General features: G+C 61.9%; 22 protein-coding genes and 1 pseudogene. 7 read left to right on the top strand and 16 right to left on the bottom strand.

Translation table 11 applies throughout. The annotated features are described in order from the left end of the window. Window positions 1-255 (top strand): IS5/IS1182 family transposase (locus A3A9_RS0128755; RefSeq protein WP_027060331.1); only part of this gene is annotated, 255 nt, incomplete at its 5' end. A gap of 669 nt (window positions 256-924) precedes the next feature. Here the strand turns inward: A3A9_RS0128755 and A3A9_RS46550 are convergent. Both A3A9_RS46550 and A3A9_RS44925 read right to left on the bottom strand, forming a co-directional pair. Further along, window positions 925-1,287: an integrase core domain-containing protein gene (locus A3A9_RS46550; protein WP_152536198.1), complete on the bottom strand. Its 363-nt coding sequence runs from the start codon at window positions 1,285-1,287 to the stop codon at window positions 925-927. 2 nt (window positions 1,288-1,289) lie between these two features. Beyond that, window positions 1,290-1,430: pseudogene (locus A3A9_RS44925) on the bottom strand (conjugal transfer protein TraD); the annotation flags it as partial. 328 nt (window positions 1,431-1,758) lie between these two features. Between A3A9_RS44925 and dusA the strand changes: the two are divergent. Further along, window positions 1,759-2,757 (top strand): tRNA dihydrouridine(20/20a) synthase DusA, encoded by a 999-nt coding sequence (gene dusA, locus A3A9_RS0128745; RefSeq protein ID WP_027061718.1) that lies wholly within the window; start codon window positions 1,759-1,761, stop codon window positions 2,755-2,757. A 2-nt stretch (window positions 2,758-2,759) separates the two neighbouring features. Here the strand turns inward: dusA and A3A9_RS0128740 are convergent, their stop codons facing one another. Continuing rightward, entirely contained in the window at window positions 2,760-3,464 is a 705-nt protein-coding gene (locus A3A9_RS0128740; RefSeq protein ID WP_027061717.1) for a TIGR02281 family clan AA aspartic protease, read from the bottom strand. Window positions 3,465-3,537: 73 nt separating this feature from the next. Further along, window positions 3,538-3,768 (bottom strand): DUF1289 domain-containing protein, encoded by a 231-nt coding sequence (locus A3A9_RS0128735; RefSeq protein WP_010909481.1) that lies wholly within the window; start codon window positions 3,766-3,768, stop codon window positions 3,538-3,540. Window positions 3,769-3,965: 197 nt separating this feature from the next. Between A3A9_RS0128735 and A3A9_RS0128730 the strand changes: the two genes are divergently transcribed. Next, a complete protein-coding gene (locus A3A9_RS0128730; protein ID WP_027061716.1) occupies window positions 3,966-4,964 on the top strand; it encodes a nicotinate-nucleotide--dimethylbenzimidazole phosphoribosyltransferase in 999 nt (332 codons plus the stop codon). Between the two features lie 34 nt (window positions 4,965-4,998). Here A3A9_RS0128730 and A3A9_RS0128725 read toward each other — a convergent pair whose 3' ends face one another. Continuing rightward, a complete protein-coding gene (locus tag A3A9_RS0128725; protein ID WP_027061715.1) occupies window positions 4,999-6,519 on the bottom strand; it encodes a sensor histidine kinase in 1,521 nt (506 codons plus the stop codon). Between the two features lie 76 nt (window positions 6,520-6,595). On the opposite strand from A3A9_RS0128725, the gene A3A9_RS0128720 reads away from it, so the two are divergent. The 4 genes from A3A9_RS0128720 (at window position 6,596) to A3A9_RS0128705 (ending at window position 9,077) form a co-directional block, all read left to right on the top strand. Further along, a complete protein-coding gene (locus A3A9_RS0128720) occupies window positions 6,596-7,216 on the top strand; it encodes a thermonuclease family protein (protein ID WP_027061714.1) in 621 nt (206 codons plus the stop codon). A gap of 34 nt (window positions 7,217-7,250) precedes the next feature. After that, on the top strand, window positions 7,251-7,862 hold the full coding sequence (locus A3A9_RS0128715) for a glutathione S-transferase (protein ID WP_027061713.1): 612 nt from the start codon (window positions 7,251-7,253) through the stop codon (window positions 7,860-7,862). Further along, complete coding sequence (locus A3A9_RS0128710; protein WP_027061712.1) at window positions 7,802-8,476, top strand: uracil-DNA glycosylase family protein; 675 nt, start codon at window positions 7,802-7,804, stop codon at window positions 8,474-8,476. Before A3A9_RS0128715 ends, A3A9_RS0128710 begins: the two co-directional genes overlap by 61 nt. 109 nt (window positions 8,477-8,585) lie before the next feature. Next, entirely contained in the window at window positions 8,586-9,077 is a 492-nt protein-coding gene (locus tag A3A9_RS0128705; RefSeq protein ID WP_006205209.1) for an Lrp/AsnC family transcriptional regulator, read from the top strand. 6 nt (window positions 9,078-9,083) lie between these two features. Here A3A9_RS0128705 and A3A9_RS0128700 read toward each other — a convergent pair whose 3' ends face one another. The 11 genes from A3A9_RS0128700 to A3A9_RS0128650 form a co-directional block, all read right to left on the bottom strand. Continuing rightward, complete coding sequence (locus A3A9_RS0128700; RefSeq protein WP_027061711.1) at window positions 9,084-9,647, bottom strand: DUF3299 domain-containing protein; 564 nt, start codon at window positions 9,645-9,647, stop codon at window positions 9,084-9,086. Window positions 9,648-9,692: 45 nt separating this feature from the next. Continuing rightward, window positions 9,693-10,265, bottom strand: coding sequence for a GNAT family N-acetyltransferase (locus A3A9_RS0128695; protein WP_051371229.1), 573 nt, complete (start codon window positions 10,263-10,265; stop codon window positions 9,693-9,695). Next, the gene (locus tag A3A9_RS0128690; protein WP_027061709.1) at window positions 10,225-10,929 is read right to left on the bottom strand and encodes a DNA alkylation repair protein; all 705 of its coding nucleotides are present in this window, start codon (window positions 10,927-10,929) and stop codon (window positions 10,225-10,227) included. Before A3A9_RS0128690 ends, A3A9_RS0128695 begins: the two co-directional genes overlap by 41 nt. Window positions 10,930-10,935: 6 nt before the next feature. Beyond that, window positions 10,936-11,805 carry an NAD(P)-dependent oxidoreductase gene (locus A3A9_RS0128685; protein WP_027061708.1) on the bottom strand — a complete coding sequence of 290 codons (870 nt, stop codon included), beginning with the start codon at window positions 11,803-11,805 and terminating at the stop codon, window positions 10,936-10,938. Between the two features lie 112 nt (window positions 11,806-11,917). Beyond that, window positions 11,918-12,739, bottom strand: a complete 822-nt coding sequence (locus A3A9_RS0128680; RefSeq protein WP_027061707.1) for an ABC transporter permease — start codon at window positions 12,737-12,739, stop codon at window positions 11,918-11,920. Further along, window positions 12,736-13,455, bottom strand: coding sequence for an ABC transporter permease (locus A3A9_RS0128675; protein WP_027028985.1), 720 nt, complete (start codon window positions 13,453-13,455; stop codon window positions 12,736-12,738). Before A3A9_RS0128675 ends, A3A9_RS0128680 begins: the two co-directional genes overlap by 4 nt. A gap of 78 nt (window positions 13,456-13,533) precedes the next feature. Continuing rightward, window positions 13,534-14,319: an ABC transporter substrate-binding protein gene (locus A3A9_RS0128670; RefSeq protein WP_027028984.1), complete on the bottom strand. Its 786-nt coding sequence runs from the start codon at window positions 14,317-14,319 to the stop codon at window positions 13,534-13,536. A 158-nt stretch (window positions 14,320-14,477) separates the two neighbouring features. After that, window positions 14,478-14,987, bottom strand: coding sequence for a molybdopterin-guanine dinucleotide biosynthesis protein B (gene mobB, locus A3A9_RS0128665; RefSeq protein ID WP_027061706.1), 510 nt, complete (start codon window positions 14,985-14,987; stop codon window positions 14,478-14,480). After that, the gene (gene mobA / locus A3A9_RS0128660) at window positions 14,984-15,610 is read right to left on the bottom strand and encodes a molybdenum cofactor guanylyltransferase MobA (protein WP_027061705.1); all 627 of its coding nucleotides are present in this window, start codon (window positions 15,608-15,610) and stop codon (window positions 14,984-14,986) included. The genes mobB and mobA overlap by 4 nt, the downstream gene beginning before the upstream one ends. A gap of 43 nt (window positions 15,611-15,653) precedes the next feature. Next, window positions 15,654-16,574, bottom strand: coding sequence for a DMT family transporter (locus A3A9_RS0128655; RefSeq protein ID WP_027061704.1), 921 nt, complete (start codon window positions 16,572-16,574; stop codon window positions 15,654-15,656). Window positions 16,575-16,752: 178 nt separating this feature from the next. Next, a complete protein-coding gene (locus tag A3A9_RS0128650; RefSeq protein ID WP_027061703.1) occupies window positions 16,753-17,112 on the bottom strand; it encodes a hypothetical protein in 360 nt (119 codons plus the stop codon). Window positions 17,113-17,199 lie beyond the last annotated feature (87 nt).

Here is a 17,199-nt window from a genome sequence, read left to right as displayed (position 1 = left end):
GGGGATAAAGGCTACGACGCCGACTGGTTCCGCACGGCCCTGGCCAAGCGCGGCATAGTCGCCTGTATCCCGTCCAAAGCCAACCGCAATCTGCCGATCCCGCACGACACCTTGCTCTACAAAAGCCGCCATAAGATCGAGAACATGTTTGGCAGGCTCAAGGACTGGCGGCGCATCCACACACGCTATGACCGCTGCGCCCACACCTTCATGTCCGCGATCTGCATCGCTGCAACCGTAATCTTCTGGCTCTGATCAATGAGTCCTGAGCCTAGAGCGGTTCAGATTTTGACTGAATCCGTGGGATTCACGTGGGGTGATTTTGTGGTTCAAGATGCTGGCTGGATCGGAGGCCAGCATCTCTTGACGGCTCCCATTTCAAATGATCTTCGTGAGCGTGTGGTTGGAGCGATTGAGGCCGGCGAGAGCTGCCGCTCGGTAGCGGCTCGTGACTGACGGGCCCTACGAGGGATGATCGCATGCCGACTGATAGATTGAAGGTCCGCGACGCTGCTGAGGATGGCTGTGAGGTCCTGGAGACGGCGAGCCGATCTGGTCTTTCGAATCTATAGTCGAGGCAGTCCGGTTTGTCCGGGATCGTGATGCGCGGCTCTGGCTTGATTGGGTTGGACCGTGCTTGGCGGGCAGACGGTGCCTCCTCGGTTCAAGCGTACGCAGACTTCTCGGCGAACAGAATGGTCCGAGCGCGGGCAATGATTCTAGTCGGTCAATACGAACAAGCGCTGGCGTGTCCATGGGGGGGCAACGCGGAAGGGCAGCCACGAAGGACGAGGCAGTTACACCGTTGGAACGTGAGTTCACCGCTTACCTGGCCGAGACGCCCCCAAAGCCTTCCCCTTATGCCTGTTTGGACTGGGGACATCGCGAACAGGTGTGCGAGGACATCGCGAACAGTTTTGCATGCTATCGAGCCAAGGTGTTTAGGTCGATGGTTTCTATTTTCTGATGTCTGAACCATGCGTCGAAGACGCCGTCTGTTGTGGTAGGCCTGAAGGCGACGGACTTTCCCGCGAAGGCCCTGCACAAGCGCATTGACCGGCCAAGGATTGAGACGAAGCCGTGCTGCTGAACGCGGCGGATGAGATTGTTCTTGGCGTATTCGAACGGCTCGACAGTTTCGCGATACTGGCGCGGCGAGGCCTGGTAGCGATCGAGCGGCACGCCGCCGTCCAGCGCGTCGTGGGGACGCTGGGCGTTGTAGACGTGACGCCACTGGTCGAATGCGTCCTGGGCCTCGGCGAGATTCGCGAAGGGCGGCCCCTGCAGGCGGCGATCCGAAGCAGCGCGCCGTAGATCGTAGGGCGATCGTCTTTGGTCAGATCAACGATGCCTGCCTTGACGACGAGACCGCCAAGTTCGATGAGGGCCGCGGCCTTGGAGCGGCGAGGGGACTTGCCTACATCGCACATGTCGTCGATATGAAGGTCGATGAGTGCGCCGAAAGTTTTTAGGCGCGCTATACGGGACTTGGTCGGCGTCTCACCGCGATCGACCTGGCGCTCGGTTTCGGTTGCGCAGCGCCGTGCGTCGTCCCGGCGAAGGAAGGTCTCGCTGACGTAGCGACGTTTGCGACGGACTTGGACACGCCAGGAACCGGACGAGAGCTTTGTGTAGGTGGCCATTTTTTCGTGTGCGCTCCGTGTGCACTGAGAGATCGAAACGTGGCGAAAAGGGTAGTATCTTGGCGCAAAGCGGCGTGGCCGCCCTCGCAACTAACGAATTGATGTTAAAGAAAAAATGCTGAAAAATCAAGAGCATAGACTGGCCGTGGCGCCGATGATGGACTGGACGGACCGGCATTGCCGGTTCTTCCATCGCCGGCTGACGAGCCGTGCGTTGCTCTATACCGAGATGGTGGTGGCCGACGCGGTCATCCACGGCGCGCGCGATCGGCTGCTTGGTTTCGACGTTGAGGAGCATCCGGTCGCGCTGCAGCTCGGCGGCTCGGATCCGGCAAAACTTGCCGAGGCGGCGCGTATCGGCGAAGCCTTCGGCTATGACGAGATCAACCTCAATGTCGGCTGTCCGTCCGACCGCGTCCAGTCGGGCACGTTCGGCGCCTGTCTGATGAAAGTACCCGACCTCGTCGCTGGCTGCGTCGCGGCAATGAAAGGGTCCGTGACAATTCCCGTCACCGTCAAATGCCGCATCGGCGTCGACGAACAGGATCCCGAGCCGGCGCTCGATGCGCTGGCGGGCGGGGTCTTCAACGCCGGCGCCGACGCCTTGTGGGTGCATGCGCGCAAGGCGTGGCTTGAAGGGCTGAGCCCCAAGGAAAACCGCGACATCCCGCCGCTCGACTATGACAGGGTCTATCGATTCAAGACCAGAAAACCTAACGAATTCATAGGCATCAATGGCGGTATTCAGTCGCTTGAAGAGGCACGTGTACATCTCGATCATGTCGATGGTGCCATGCTCGGTCGCGCTGCTTATCACACGCCCGGCATTCTGGCGGGGGCGGATGCCGCCTTCTACGGCGCCCCATCCGAGGCGTTCGATTTCGCCGCGCTGATCGACACGATGGCAGGTTATGCGGCACGCCATATCGAACGGGGCGGGCGGCTTGGCCACGTCACCCGTCACATGGTCGGGCTGTTCCACGGTTTGCCGGGCGCGCGCCGCTATCGCCAGATCCTGTCGACCGACGCAAACCGGCCCGGTGCAGGGTCTGACGTGCTGAAGACGGCATTCGCGGCTGTCGATTTTGGCGGAAGGGCCGCCGAAGCGGCCTGACCTCAGTCCCTGAGGATCATCCGGTCGCCGCGCACGTCGAAGCCCGACAGCGAGCCGATGAAGTTCATGCCGAGCAGGCTTTGGCTCAGCATGCCCGGGGCGGCAACCATCACTGACATGTCCTTGCGCACGATGCCGCCGATCGCCACCGCGTCCGTTTTGACCGCCGCGGCACGTGCCATGCCGTTGGCCGTGGAGACCGGTATGGTGTAGTTGAGCGCGGCTGGGTTGAACCCGGCCGCCTGTGCGTCCTCAGACGTCAGCACGGTGCTGGTCGCGCCGGTGTCGACAACGGCTCGTACCGGGTTGCCGTTGACCAGGATGCGCGCTTCGAAATGGCCATTGTCGGCCTTGTCGAGGGTTACGGTGGCGTGGCCGTCTTCGACGCCAAGCGCCAGCGGACTGCCGGGCACCAGGCCTGCGGTCACCCGGCTGGCGACGTCCTGCAGCTCGTAGCGATACTGGTAGCCGGCGATCAGCGCCAGCACGATTGCGGCCCAGGCGCCGAGGTTGCGGGCCATCACACCCAGCGGGGCCGACCGCAGCAGGCCGGCGCCGATGAGGGCGCCGAACGCGCCAAGCCAGACCAGCCGGCCAAAATCGTAATTCTCGATGCCAAGCGTGCTGCCAGCGGAATCGTTGAGCATGAGCAGAACTGCTGCCACGCCAATCACCGCCATCACAATCCAGAACAGCCGGCTGCTCATCCGTGCCTCGCTAGAGCAATTCCAGGAAAAATGTGAAGCGGCTTTCCCACAGGAATTGCGTTAAAACAAAGAGTTAGAGTGCGTCGCGTTCGCGCGCCATGCGCGTGCGGCGCGTTTCCCGGCGCGGTCGGCGTTCGACCGTTTCCAGCCGGGCCGGCAACTCAGCCATGACATTGCGGCGCGTTTCCGGCGTCATCCCCATCCAGGCGCCGATTTCCTCGCGCGTGCGACCGCAACCGAAGCAGAAGCCGGTTTTCATGTCGATCGAACAGACCAGGATGCACGGGGATTCGATGGCCGTCATGACTTTCTCTTGAGGGTTTCCATCCGGAATCCCGCGTTCCATCTCCACATGGTGCAACCGCAAAGCCAATGCAAGCCCTCGCGATTGCGCCTTCCCAGGCCGCCTTTGCGGCAATGTGAGAAGGATCATCCCAGAGGTTGTGCCGATCGCACAACGCGGCTATGCCGCTCATCGGTTCCAGGAATGATTGCCACGACATGACCAGCACGCTGCCTTTCGATGATTTTCGCAACCTGCTGGCCAATTTGCCGCCGGCCGACACGGCAGCCGAGGCGCGGGTGCGCTCGCTGTTTGCCAAGGCCGACAAGCCGGCGCATTCGCTTGGCCGCATCGAGGATATCGCCGCCTGGCTCGCCGGCTGGAGCGGACCTGCTCCACCAGCCGTGACAAGACCGCTAATGGCGGTCTTTGCCGGCAATCACGGCGTCACCCGTCATGGCATTTCGCCGCGGCCGGTGGCGGCAACCGCCAACGCGGTCGAGCTGTGCGCGGCCGGCGGCGCTGCGATCAACCAGATCTGCATCGCCAACGATCTCGGGCTGAAAGTGTTCGATCTTGCCCTGCATATCCCGACCGGCGACATCACCGAGGACGCGGCGCTGGACGAGCGCGGGTGCGCGGCCACCATGGCCTTCGGCATGGAAGCGATTGCCGGCGGCACCGACCTGCTGTGCCTCGGCGATCTCGGTGTCGGCAATTCCACCGTGGCCGCAGCCCTGCTCGCGGCGCTGTTCGGAGGCAGGGGCGCCGACTGGGTCGGCCCGGGATCCGGCGCCGACGCGGCGATGAAGGCCCGCAAGGCTGATGTGGTCGATGCGGCGCTGGCCTTTCACCGCGGCCATCTCGAGGACCCGCTGGAAGTGCTGCGCCGGATCGGCGGCCGCGAGTTCGCGGCGATCGCCGGCGCCATCCTTGCCGCGCGGATGCAGAAGATTCCCGTGCTGCTCGATGGCTTTGCGGCAATTGCTGCCGCGGCAGTGCTTTATGCCGCTAATCCCGCGTCGCTAGACCATTGCCTTCTCGCCAGCCTGTCGCCGGAGCCGGCGCATGCAAAGACCGCCGAGCTGCTCGCTTTGCGTCCGCTGCTCGATCTCGGCATAAGCCATGGCGAAGGGGCAGGGGCTGCTCTGGCGGCAGGCCTGGTCAAGGCGGCCGCGCTAACCAGCTCAGGCATGGCGGCAGCTGTTCGAGGTTAGGCACGAGGCACACACAGGGCGCTGACGAGGTCCGTTACCGCCTTCTCGCCGCCACCGCCGCCGTCGGCAGAGCCGGCAATTCCTCCATCACCCGGCTTAGCGGGAAGATGGCGATCGCCTCGGTGCCTTCGCGCAGCTTGGAATGAAGCTCGAACTCGCCGCCATGCATGGCAAGCAGCCCCTGTACGATCGGCAGGCCAAGCCCGGTGCCCTGTTCGGCGCTCTTGATGGCAATCGAGCCCTGGCCGAAGGCCGAGAGTACGATCGGGATTTCGTCCTCGGGAATGCCGGGGCCATTGTCCTTGATCGAGATGTATTGCCCGCCGCCCGCCGTCCAGCCGACGCGGACGCGGATTTCGCCGCCGGTGGCGGTGAATTTGATGGCGTTGGACAAAAGGTTGAGCGTGATCTGCCGCACCGCGCGCTCGTCGGCGAACAGGCGCGGCAATTCGTGCTCGAAATCCTGGACGACGCGGATATCCTTGTTGCGCGCCTTCAGTTCCATCATGTGGCAGCAATCCTCGACGATGTTCAGCAACAGCACCGGCTCTTCGTTGAGCTGGTAACGACCGGCCTCGATACGCGACAGGTCGAGGATTTCATTGATCAGGTCGAGCAGATGCTGACCGGATTCATGCACGTCATGCGCATAGTCGCGATAGGTGGGGTTGTTCATCGGTCCCAGCACCTCGTTCGACATCACTTCGGAAAAGCCGAGAATGGCATTGAGCGGCGTGCGCAGTTCGTGGCTCATCGAGGCGAGGAATCGCGACTTTGCCAGATTGGCGTCCTCGGCCCGCCGCCGCGCCTCGTCCGACATTGATTTCGCCGTCTCGAGCTCGGCGATCAGCGCATCCTTTTCGGAGCGGAACAACAAAAGCATCAGGGACGAGCGGTTGAGGTGACGGGCGACATAGGCGAAGAAAGGCAGCGACAAGACGAGCAGCCCGGCCATGATCGCATCGACCGGCATCCACAACCTGGTGCCGACATAGGCATAGAGCGCCACCGGTACGGCAAAGGTTGCCAGCAGCGCTCCGCTGAGCGATGAGGCCATCAGGGCCGTGCCGGCCATGGCAAACAGCAGCACCACCGCCTTGACCACCTGGAACTGGTCGACCTCGCAGGCGCCGCAGCCCAACAAGACGAACCAGGCCCAGCCGAGGCCGCACAGGAAATGGCCAACCAGGAATTCCCGTCGCGTTTGCAAGGGGTTGAGTTCGGACGCTTCTGTACGCTCGATGCGCCGCGCCATGAAGGTGACGATCGTATAGCAGGTGAGCGTGAACAACGCCCAAAGCCCGATCTCGTTGCCGACACCGGCAAGCCGGCCGGCAGCGGCGATCGCCAGCACGAGCAACGGGATGACCACGGCGCCGTTTGTCATGGCGCGGGCGTGGAGTTTCAGCAGTTCGCGGTCGAAATCGGGATTGCCAGCCTGCTGCGAAAGACGGTCGCGCGTCTTGCGCACCGCACGCGCGACATCGCTGTTGCGATGCCGTTTCATGCGGTCCACAATGAACTTGTCCGCTGTGTTCGAGCGTTGCAAGGGCATCAAAAACTTCAGTTTATACGTGCAGCGGTTTCAAGGTGTTAAGCTACGTTCGAATGATTAACCAACCGTTTGCCATATGAGCCGTTCCTGGTCGCCAAGATCGCGCCAACGGTACGCGGCGACGCCCAGGAGCCCGTGGCGGCGACTTCTGGATTATGGGCTTGCATCTATCATTCTGGGGCTGCTGATCCTGCTGGCGGCGCGCCTCGACCGCGTGGAGACGCGCCAGACGCAAGGCGCGGCCATCATCAATGACGGCGATTCGATCACGCTCGGCACCGAGCGCATCCGCATGCGCGGTATCGACGCTCCGGAGTACACCCAGACCTGCCGCAGGAACGGCACTGACTATGCCTGCGGCACGCTGGCACGCCAGTCGTTGGTGCGCCTGATCGCCGGCAGGCCCGTCACCTGCAGCGGCTGGCAGCGGGATCGCTATCGCCGGTTGCTGGGCGATTGCAAGGCCGGCGACACCGACCTCAACCGCGCCCAGGTCGAAGCGGGCTGGGCCGTTTCTTATGGCGACTTCGAAAGCCAGGAAGCGACTGCTCGCGCGGCAAAAATCGGTATCTGGGCGGGCACGTTCGACCAGCCGCAGGACTGGCGCAACAGCCATCATGGCGAGGTCGTCGAGCGAAAGCACGGCACGCTGGCGTCGATCGGCGATGCTGTGCGGGAGATTTTTCGCTTTTGGTGATGCGCATCGCCTGTAAGGGAAGAGGAGGATCGAAATGAAGCTCTTTGACGGTGGCCGGGCACCCAATCCGCGGCGGGTTCGCGTTTTCCTAGCCGAGAAGGGGATTACGGTTCCACTGGTGTCCATCGACATGGGGGCGCTGGAGCACAAGAGCCAAACGGTGAGCGAGCGCAACCCTTTGAAACGCCTGCCGGTGCTGGAACTTGACGACGGCACCATCATCACCGAATCCGTCGCCATCTGCCGCTATTTCGAGGAGTTGCATCCGGAGCCGGCCCTGTTCGGGCAGGGCGCGCTCGGCAAGGCCCAGGTCGAGATGTGGCAGAGGCGGATGGAGTTCAACCTGCTCAGTTGCGTCGCGCAGGCCTTTCGCCACATCCATCCAGCGATGAAGGAATGGGAAATCCCACAGATCCCCGAATGGGGCGAGGCCAACAAGGCGAAGGCGGTGGAATTCCTGAAAATCCTCGACGGCGAGCTGGCAAGCCGGAAATTCGCCGCCGGCGACAGCTATTCGATTGCCGACATCACCGGCCTGATCGCGATCGACTTCATGAAGCCGGCGCGCATCAGAGTGCCGGAGGACTGCGCCAATGTGCTGCGCTGGTATCAGGCGATCTCCAGCCGGCCGAGTGCCGCCGCTTGAGTATGGAACTGAACAGTTTTGCCGCGACGATCCGAGCCTGCCGCATCTGCGTCGAGAATCCTATCGGCAAACCGCTGCCGCATGAGCCGCGGCCGGTGCTGCGGCCTTCGTCCGACGCCCGCATCCTCATCGCCAGCCAGGCGCCGGGAACCAAGGTGCACCTGTCGGGCATGCCGTTCACCGATGCTTCCGGTGACCGTTTGCGCAGCTGGCTTGATGTGACCAGCGACGAATTCTACGACATCGAAAAGTTCGCCATCGTGCCGATGGGTTTCTGCTTTCCCGGCCAGGATGACAAGGGCGGTGACCTGCCGCCAAGGCGCGAATGCGCGTCGGCCTGGCGCGCGCCCTTGATGGCCCTGATGCCGCGAATAGACCTGGTGCTGACGATCGGCATCTATGCGCAGTCCTGGCATATGGGCGCCGCGCGCCGCCCCTCACTGACGGAAACGGTGATGGACTGGCGCGCCATCTGGGAGAATTCCGTCGGTGCAAAAGTGCTGCCGCTGCCGCATCCCTCCTGGCGCAACAGCGGTTGGTTGAAGCAGAATCCCTGGTTTGAAATGGATTTGCTGCCTTTCCTTCGCTCGGAAATCCGCTATCGCATCGGCTAGGCATTCAGCAAGAAATCACTCGCTTTAGCCGCGATTGGCAGAATTTCTTTCTTGTTAAAGCCTCGAATAAGAGGGATCATAGACAAACTATTCCCCCAGGAGCCTCCCGATGGACCGCCTTGACCGAAAAATTCTCCGCCTCCTGCAGGAGGACGCGACGCTCGCGGTGGCCGATGTCGCCAAGAAAGTCGGCCTGTCGACGACGCCTTGCTGGCGCCGCATCCAGAAGCTCGAGGAAGAGGGCGTCATCAAGCGGCGCGTCGCCATTCTCGACCATGAGAAGGTCAATGTGCGGGTCACCGTCTTCGTCTCGATCCGCACCAATTCCCACAGCCATGAGTGGCTGCGGCGGTTTTCCGAGGTCATCCAGGAGTTTCCCGAGGTGGTCGAGTTCTACCGCATGAGCGGCGATGTCGACTATTTGCTGCGCGTCGTGGTGCCCGACATTGCCGCCTACGACGCCTTCTACAAGCGGTTGATCGCCAAGATCGAAATCCGTGACGTGTCGTCGTCCTTCGCCATGGAGCAGATCAAGTACACGACCGAAATCCCGCTCGACTACATGGTGCTGGACAAGGAATCGGGAGCCAACGCGGCTTGAGCGCGGTCATTTTTTCTTCTTATTGAGGAAACTCCAGGGCGAGTTCACCGGCAAGGTCACGGTGTCAGGCACAGTATCGACGCCGACCACCTCCGCCTTGCGCACGGTGTAACCGGACTGGATGACGCTGACGCCGTCGAGAATGAACAGCTGGCTCTTTTCCATGTCCGGATCCAGGGTGCCGGTAACGGCAACCGGCTGGTAGGTTTGCGACATCTTGTAGGGGTGGGCGGGTGTGACCAGTACGATCTGGTTGGGCGGCGGTGTCGGCATGTGGCTGCACGCGCCCGTCCATGGCACCAGCAAGAACTGATAGACGAGATCCCCGTTGCGATCGACCGGCAATGCATAGCCGGCTAATTGTATGCTCTTATCCTGCAAAATGAGCGACAGCGTCTGGCCGTGATCAGGCAATTTTGCCGCAATCATCGGCAGGCCAACGTCTTCGGCAACCGCCTGGGTCGCCGGGCGCAAATCCTTCCAGAAGATGTGCATGGTGTCGGCCGAGGCTCCGGCAGCGGACACAGTCAGCATGCTCGTGAGCGCTATGATTGATTTGAAATGGTTCATGGCCGCTTCCTCGACGGGCAAGTAAAGACGCCAAGGCCAATGGCGTCAATGCTCGAGCCGCATCACATATCGGCGAGAACCGGCCTTGCCGGTCTCGTGGAACCCGCGAACCACAAACATCTCGCGAAAGCCCATGAAACGGTAGCTCGGCGACGCCTCGTCCACCGGATAGGCCTCAATGACATGCGCACCCTTGGCAAAGGCATGATCAATGGCCGCATCAAGCAATGCAGAAGCAAGGCCGCCACCGCGCAACGCCCTTGGCACAAAAAAGCAGACGATCGACCATACGCCTGTCTCGCTGTCGTCCTGCTGCTTTGAAAGCTTTCGATAGGTCTCGCGCGGCGCGAAGCACCAGCCGACGGTCTTGCCGTCGATTTGGGCGAGGATGCCGACCGGCGTGCCGGCATCGATGAACGCCATCATCCGGTGCTTCTTCTCGTCGTTCTGGATGTGTTCACTGGACTGCCGCCAGGCCATGCACCAGCAGTATTTCGGCGCGCCCGGCTGCTCGAACAACGTCTCGAATTTGCCACGGGTCGCCTGCGTCACCTCGATGAAGCGGACGTTGGCACCGTCAAACTTTTCTGGCGGCGAGGCGTTCGAGCGTCTTGGCATCGGATAACTCCCTCGCGGCATCCTTGCCGATCCAGCGCGCCGGCTTATCCGTTGAGGCCGCAAGTCTCTGCGCCAGGGCAAGGGCGGGGGCGTGCAAGCTCATCGATCGCTTGCCGATCTGCCGCAGCGCCCAATTGACCGCTTTCCTGACGAAGTTGCGCTCATCGCCGGCATGCGCTTTGATCAAAGGCAAATAGGACAGGAACGTCGCGTCCGGTTCATTTTTCAAGTGCACGGCTGCCCATGCCAGCATGGCAAAGGCCGTGCGGCGGACGAATTCGCGCTCGTCGGCCGCGAACGCCTCGACCAGTGCGCGCCAGAACGGCGTGTCGACGAACAGGTCGGAGACGGTGTCGACGACTTCCCAGGAATCGAAATCCCCGGCCCAGCGGCGGCATTCCTCAATGGTGATCTTTTTCGGCTCGCCGGTGAAGGCCGCCATCAGCCGCGCTTCGCGAATGCCGCTGGCCCACAGCGCCAGGGACCGCTCATGGTTGCGCTTCAGCTTGCGTGCCAATGGCCGCAAATCCGTATTGCCGACGCCGAGCGCGGTCGCAGTGTTGATGCCGAACCGCGCCATGCCGGCGCGGTTTTCCTCGGTGCCGATCGAGCGCAGATGAGCGACGATGTCCTGCGCGGTCCAGCCTGGAGCGGGCAGGGACATGGTCGCCTACTTCTCCAGGCGCGCCAGCAGCGAGGACGTGTCCCAGCGCTTGCCGCCCATCGCCTGTACGTCCTTGTAGAACTGGTCGACAAGTGCTGTCACCGGCAGCCTGGCGCCGTTGCGGTCGGCTTCATCCAGGCAGATGCCGAGATCCTTGCGCATCCAGTCGACGGCAAAGCCGAAATCATATTTTCCCGCATTCATCGTCTTGTGCCGGTTTTCCATCTGCCAGGAACCCGCCGCGCCCTTGGAGATCACCTCGATCACCTTCTCGATATCGAGCCCGGCCTTCTTGCCGAAATGAATGCCTTCGGCCAGGCCCTGTACAAGGCCGGCAATCGTGATCTGGTTGATCATCTTGGTGAGTTGGCCGGAGCCTGCCGGACCCATCAGCCCGACCATGCGGGCAAAGGCGTCGATGACCGGTCGTGCCATGTCGAAGGCAGCCTGGTCGCCGCCGACCATGACGGTCAGCACACCGTTCTCGGCGCCAGCCTGGCCACCGGAGACCGGCGCATCGAGGAACGAAAAACCACCTGCTTGCGCCGTAGCCGCCAGTTCGCGCGCAACCTCTGCCGAGGCCGTGGTGTTGTCGATGAAGACCGAACCTTTCTTCATCGATTGGAAGGCGCCTTGCGGACCTGTCGTCACCGAACGCAGATCGTCGTCATTGCCTACGCAGGAGAAGACGAAGTCCCTGTCTCTGGCTGCCTCTGCCGGCGTCTCGGCAAAGGCGCCACCATGCTGGCCGACCCATTGCTCGGCTTTGGCCTTGGTGCGGTTGTAGACAGTGACGTCATGGCCGCCTTTGTTGCGGAGGTGTCCGGCCATCGGATAACCCATCACGCCAAGACCGAGAAATGCCACAGATGCCATGAGCTTGCCCTTCAGACGGAAAAACGAAATTGCTGCGAAAGCTCTAGGCCCTGCGCTCAATTCGTCAAGACGTGTCCAGACCGATCGACTGGCACAGCCGAGTGGGAAAAGGTCAGCGTTTCAGGTGGATGGTGATCCGGCGCTCGATCCATTCCACGCCATGGCGCAGCAACTCGACCATGACAAGGTAGACCAGAGCGACCCAGATATAGGCTTGGATGTCGAACGAGTTGGCGAAAGCGAGTTTCGCGTTACCCATCAGATCGTAGACGGTGATGATGGCAACGATGGCGGACGCCTTGATCATCAGGATCAACTCGTTGCCATAAGGCCGCAAGGCGACAATCAACGCCTGCGGCAGGATGATCTTGCGCAGCGTCTGCAATTTGTGCAGGCCAAGCGAGGCAGCGCCTTCCCATTGGCCCCTTGACACGCTCTCGATAGCGCCGCGCAGGATTTCCGCCTGGTAGGCGGCGGTGTTGAGCGCAAATGCGAAGACGCCACAGTTGAAAGCGTCTTTGAAAAAATCCCAAAGGCCGATCATCTGGAGTTCCGGCCGGAACGAACCCAGCCCGTAATAGACCAGGAACGTCTGAACCAGCAGCGGCGTGCCACGGAAGAAATAGACGTAGCAATAGGCAAGGCCGGACAGGATACCGTTCCTGGACATACGCCCATAGGCAACAGGCACGGACAAGGCGGCGCCAAGCACCATCGAAATGGCCACCAGCGACAGGGTGACGCCCAGCCCCTGCAGATAGGCCGGCGCATATTTGGCGAAGAAGGCGGCATTCCAGGCAAAGAACAGGTAGCTGACGATGCCAAGGCCAAAGGCTATCCAAACACCGACCAGCGCATAGCCGACGATGCGCTTGCGCGGCCAGCCGCGCAGCTGCGGCGGTGGCGGTTCAACCATGGCGGTCGTGGCGCTCATCGTTGCGCCTCACGTCGGCCGAGCGAGCGCAAAATGGCGCTGGTGGCGAAAGACGACACGACTGCCAGGCAGAGAAAGACCAGCGCCGCGACGCCGTAAAACAGGAAGGAATGCTTGGTCACGCGAGCGGCCACGCCGGCGTTGCGCAAGGTCTCGGCGAGACCGACGACCGACACCAGCGAGGTGTCCTTCAACAGGCTGAGCCAGCAATTCTCCAGGCCGGGGAAGGCGATCCGTAACAACTGCGGCAGGATCACCTTGCGCATTGTCAGCCAGTACGAAAGACCGATGGCGTATCCGCCTTCGTACTGGCCTTTCGGTATGGCGCGGAATGCCGAAAGGAAAACCTCGCTGGCGTAGGACGAAAAGATCAGCGAGAGCACGATCATGCCCGCAACGAAGCTGTTGACGTCGATTGTCGCGTCTGGCCAGAAAAATCTGACGAGATGTTGCAGCAGGATCGGCATGCCGAAGAAAAACAGGAAAAGTGTCACCAACTCCGGCAGGCCACGGAAGACCGTGGTGTAGATGTTGGCGGCAAGGCGCAGCGAGGGCTCTTCAGACTGCTTGGCCAGCGCGATAAAAAAGCCGATCGCCAAACCAATGGGGAGCGTCGCCAGCGCAAGCAGGACCGTTACTACGACGCCATACGCAATATCGTCACTCCAGCCATCAGGTCCCCAACTGAGCAGTGTCCATATGCTTTGGGCTGGCATTGACGAATCTTATCTCCCGAGCATTCCGATGCGAATAGAAAGACGGCGAGGATTACCCCGCCGTCTTGACCATATTGATCAGGAATCGCCACCGTAGACGTCGAACTTGAAGTACTTGTCGTTGATTTCCTTGTATTTTCCGTTAGCGCGGATGGCGTCGATGGCCGAGTTGAGCTGATTGACCAGATCCGTCTCACCCTTGCGCACCGCGATGCCGGCACCGGGTCCGAAGATCTCGACAGGCTGCGGCGACGGCTGGCCGAGAATCTTGCAGCAGGCGCCGTCAGGCGAATCCAGCCACTGCTGCAGCACGACGATATCGTCCTCGATGGCGTCGAGACGACCATTGGCAAGATCTGCCTGCTCCTCGGGGCTGCTCGGATAGCCCTTCACGGTGCTGTCGGTGTAGGTCTTCGAGGCATAGTTGAAATGGGTAGTCGTCGTGGCGACACCGACGGTCTTGCCGGCGAGATCTGCCTTGGTCACGCCCTTCAGCGTCGAGTCTTTCGGCACGGCAAGCGCCGAAGGCGTGTTGTAGTATTTGTGCGAGAAGTCGACCTTCTCCTTGCGCTCCGGCGTAATCGACATCGAGGCGACGATGGCGTCGAACTTGCCGGCCTGAAGCGCCGGGATGATGCCGTCCCAATCCTGGGCGACGAAGGTGCACTTGACCTTCATCTGATCGCAAAGCGCCTGGGCGATGTCGATGTCGAAGCCGACGAGCTTGCCGTCGGAGGTCAGGTTGTTGAAAGGGGGGTAGGCGCCTTCGGTGCCGATCCGCAGGGTCTTTTCCTGGGCCTGGGCCACGCCGAGCGTCAGCAGCGCAGCCGATGCGGCGAGCGCGATACGCAGTGCAATACGCATGATAGTCCTCTCTTTATGGTCCCGGCCGTCGTTCCGAAACGGCTCTGTGGGGCGGTGCTTTTGACCGCCCGCTGGCGCGATACTCCCACTCTTTCCAAGAAAAAAGCAACTGCAAAACCACCAAAATCGGTAATGGGGTTCTGCCGTTACGTTACATCTCAAGCAACGAGGCCGGTCGTGCGCTCGATGAAGTCGACTATGGATTTTGCGTCGTCAAGGTCGAATACCGGCAGGCTGTTGTCCGCGGCGGCGAAATCCGCGGCAACAGCGACAATATTGGGATCGCTCGCCGATAGCGGTGTCCGGTCCTTGGCTTCCAGGCGCCTGGTTTCGATCTTGCGGTGGGACTCGCGCTTATAGCCTTCCACCAGCACGATATCGCAGGGCGCGAGCCGCGAGAGGACCTCGTCCAGCGGCGGCTCATGCTCGCCACGCAATTCGTGCATCAGCGCCCAACGATTGCCGGACACGATCGCGACCTCGGTGGCGCCGGCCTGGCGATGGCGGAAGCTGTCCGCGCCCGGCTTGTCGATGTCGAAATCATGATGGGCATGTTTGACCGTCGAGACCTTCCAGCCGCGCCGCACAAGTTCGGCGACCAGCTTTTCGGTCAGTGTGGTCTTGCCGGCGTTTTTCCAGCCGGTGATGCCGAAGACGCGTCTGTTCATGCCGTCATGCTTTGCAACAGGCGCTGGGCCTCGGCAAGATCTTCCGGCACATTGATGTTGAAGAAAGGATCGAGCCCCGCGGATTGCAAGACCGGGAATTCCACCTCGACATGGCCGTGGCGCTCGATGAAGGCCGACACCCGCCTGTTGTCCTCATCGACCAGGAAATGCCGCAAGGCGTCACGGCATCCGACCGGCCACAGCGCGAAGGTCGGATGCCTCCGGCCGGCCGACGATGCAACGGCGATCGAATCGGAATGTCGGCCGGCCGCCGCCGCCAGACGGTCGACGAGATCAAGCGGCAGGAAAGGCGTGTCGCCGGCAGCGGTGACGATCGCCTTGCAAGGCGTATTGGCAACGGCCCATTCGAGGCCAGTGAGAATTCCGGCGAGCGGTCCGGCAAAGCCTCCGACGGTGTCGGCAAGCACCGGCAGGCCGAAACGGGCGAAGCGTGCGGGGTCGCCATTGGCGCTCAGCGCCATGGTTTCAAGCTGCGGGCCAAAGCGCGCCAAGACCTGGTCAAGCACGCAGCCGTCGCCAAGCGGCAACAGGCTCTTGTCGCCGCCGCCCATCCGCCTCGACTGGCCGCCGGCCAGGACGATCCCTGCAATATCTCGCCTCATGCATCGAGCCTGTACGCCAGCCGCCGGAAATCACAAGACCTGCTTAGATTCCATCCGGCGCCATGGCCGGCCCGGTCGTTTCAGCGACGATCCTTCGCCGGCCGACCACCCGTTCGCGATAAAGCGTATAGAGACCCGAGCCGACGACGATTGCTGCGCCGACGATCATCGGCATGTCAGGGAAATCGCCGAAGACGATCAAGCCAAGCAGGATGGACCAGAGCAGCGCCGTATAGCGGAACGGCGCGATGAAGGAGATTTCGCCCGAGCGCATTGCCATGATGATGGTTTGATAACCGATGAGCACGAGCACCGCGGCCAGTGCCAGCAGCGCCGTGCTTCCGCTGGTCATCGGCGTCCAGCCGCCCATCGGCGACAACAGCACCGCGCCGACGATGGTCATTGCCAGTGCGGTGGCGGTCGAGACCAGCATTGTCGGTATAGTCTGGGGGATGCGCTTGGTGGCGAGATCACGCACGGTGCAGCATGCGACGCTGGCCAGCGCCCAAAGGGAATAGATGCTGAAGCCGTCAAAGCCCGGCCGCACGATGACCAGTACACCGACAAAACCGACAGCGATCGCCAGCCAGCGCCGCCAGCCGACCGCTTCGCCGAAAAACAGCGCGGCGCCCATCGTCACCGCCAGCGGCAGCGCCTGAAGAACGGCCGAGACACTGCCGATCGGCAAATGGGCAAGCGCCACGAGAAATGACACCGTGCCGCCCGCTTCGCCCAGGACACGGATTGCCACCAGCGGCTGCAGCATCAGGCGCGGCCGCAAAAGCGCGCCACGTTGCCAGGCCAACAGGCCGACGAAGAGCGAGGCAAATGCCCCTCTGATCAGCATGACCTGCGCCATGTTCATGGATTGCGAAGAGTATTTGGTGATGGCGTCGTTGAGCGTGAAGCCAACCATCGCCACCATCATGAACAACGCGCCGCGAAGATTTGGGGACAGAGGCAAGACATCTACCGATTGCTTTGGCAAGCAAGCCTGTAACAGCCCGCTACGAAACAGCAATGGCAAAGGGCTGGGCCAGGCGGGTATTCAATCCCGCTGGTGTGAAATCAATCCTGGATCAGGCATGAATCCTGTCGGAAGGCGGCATCGCCTCCCGAAAGTTATCCGGCAGCAACGATGTCTACTTCTTCGGCGTCAGCACCTCGGTGCCGTTGCCGTCCTTGCCAGCGATCGTCCACAGGCCGTGCAGCGACCCGTCTTCCCCGACCTTGTAGACGACGAGGCCGATATCCTTGCCCATGACATAGCCGGCGGAAAAGGCGTCGTCGTTGCGCATGCAGATGCCGTCAGAGGATGAGCCGCCGGTCTCCCAATGGATCGTGCAAGTGGTCTCGCTGGTCAGCGTGATCGTTGCCTCGCCGCCATATTTCGATCCATCGAAATTCGTGCCGGCGACGGTATAGGTGCCGCCGATCGACTGAGCCGCCGCGGGCAGCGCCGTGAAGCCAAGCAACGCAAGAGAAAGAATGAGTTTGCGCATGACGTGTTCCCCCTGTGAGCGATGAGCCGCTTCCGGAGGAAGGCTAGGCCGGAACAGGCTGGCCGTAAATCCGGCGGCGGTTCGCGA

The organism is Mesorhizobium loti CJ3sym, from assembly GCF_000472785.1.
Taxonomy (GTDB): Bacteria; Pseudomonadota; Alphaproteobacteria; order Rhizobiales; family Rhizobiaceae; genus Mesorhizobium; species Mesorhizobium loti_E.
Note: the sequence above shows the minus strand (reverse complement) of the source record. Positions and strands in the feature narration are given on the sequence as shown.

Coding starts and splice junctions, on each gene's coding strand:
- dusA (WP_027061718.1), top strand. CDS start 1,759: ATGCTGAAAAATCAAGAGCATAGACTGGCCGTGGCGCCGATGATGGAC.
- A3A9_RS0128740 (WP_027061717.1), bottom strand. CDS start 3,464: ATGAGCAGCCGGCTGTTCTGGATTGTGATGGCGGTGATTGGCGTGGCA.
- A3A9_RS0128735 (WP_010909481.1), bottom strand. CDS start 3,768: ATGACGGCCATCGAATCCCCGTGCATCCTGGTCTGTTCGATCGACATG.
- A3A9_RS0128730 (WP_027061716.1), top strand. CDS start 3,966: ATGACCAGCACGCTGCCTTTCGATGATTTTCGCAACCTGCTGGCCAAT.
- A3A9_RS0128725 (WP_027061715.1), bottom strand. CDS start 6,519: ATGCCCTTGCAACGCTCGAACACAGCGGACAAGTTCATTGTGGACCGC.
- A3A9_RS0128720 (WP_027061714.1), top strand. CDS start 6,596: ATGAGCCGTTCCTGGTCGCCAAGATCGCGCCAACGGTACGCGGCGACG.
- A3A9_RS0128715 (WP_027061713.1), top strand. CDS start 7,251: ATGAAGCTCTTTGACGGTGGCCGGGCACCCAATCCGCGGCGGGTTCGC.
- A3A9_RS0128705 (WP_006205209.1), top strand. CDS start 8,586: ATGGACCGCCTTGACCGAAAAATTCTCCGCCTCCTGCAGGAGGACGCG.
- A3A9_RS0128700 (WP_027061711.1), bottom strand. CDS start 9,647: ATGAACCATTTCAAATCAATCATAGCGCTCACGAGCATGCTGACTGTG.
- A3A9_RS0128695 (WP_051371229.1), bottom strand. CDS start 10,265: ATGCCAAGACGCTCGAACGCCTCGCCGCCAGAAAAGTTTGACGGTGCC.
- A3A9_RS0128690 (WP_027061709.1), bottom strand. CDS start 10,929: ATGTCCCTGCCCGCTCCAGGCTGGACCGCGCAGGACATCGTCGCTCAT.
- A3A9_RS0128685 (WP_027061708.1), bottom strand. CDS start 11,805: ATGGCATCTGTGGCATTTCTCGGTCTTGGCGTGATGGGTTATCCGATG.
- A3A9_RS0128680 (WP_027061707.1), bottom strand. CDS start 12,739: ATGAGCGCCACGACCGCCATGGTTGAACCGCCACCGCCGCAGCTGCGC.
- A3A9_RS0128675 (WP_027028985.1), bottom strand. CDS start 13,455: ATGCCAGCCCAAAGCATATGGACACTGCTCAGTTGGGGACCTGATGGC.
- A3A9_RS0128670 (WP_027028984.1), bottom strand. CDS start 14,319: ATGCGTATTGCACTGCGTATCGCGCTCGCCGCATCGGCTGCGCTGCTG.
- mobB (WP_027061706.1), bottom strand. CDS start 14,987: ATGAACAGACGCGTCTTCGGCATCACCGGCTGGAAAAACGCCGGCAAG.
- mobA (WP_027061705.1), bottom strand. CDS start 15,610: ATGAGGCGAGATATTGCAGGGATCGTCCTGGCCGGCGGCCAGTCGAGG.
- A3A9_RS0128650 (WP_027061703.1), bottom strand. CDS start 17,112: ATGCGCAAACTCATTCTTTCTCTTGCGTTGCTTGGCTTCACGGCGCTG.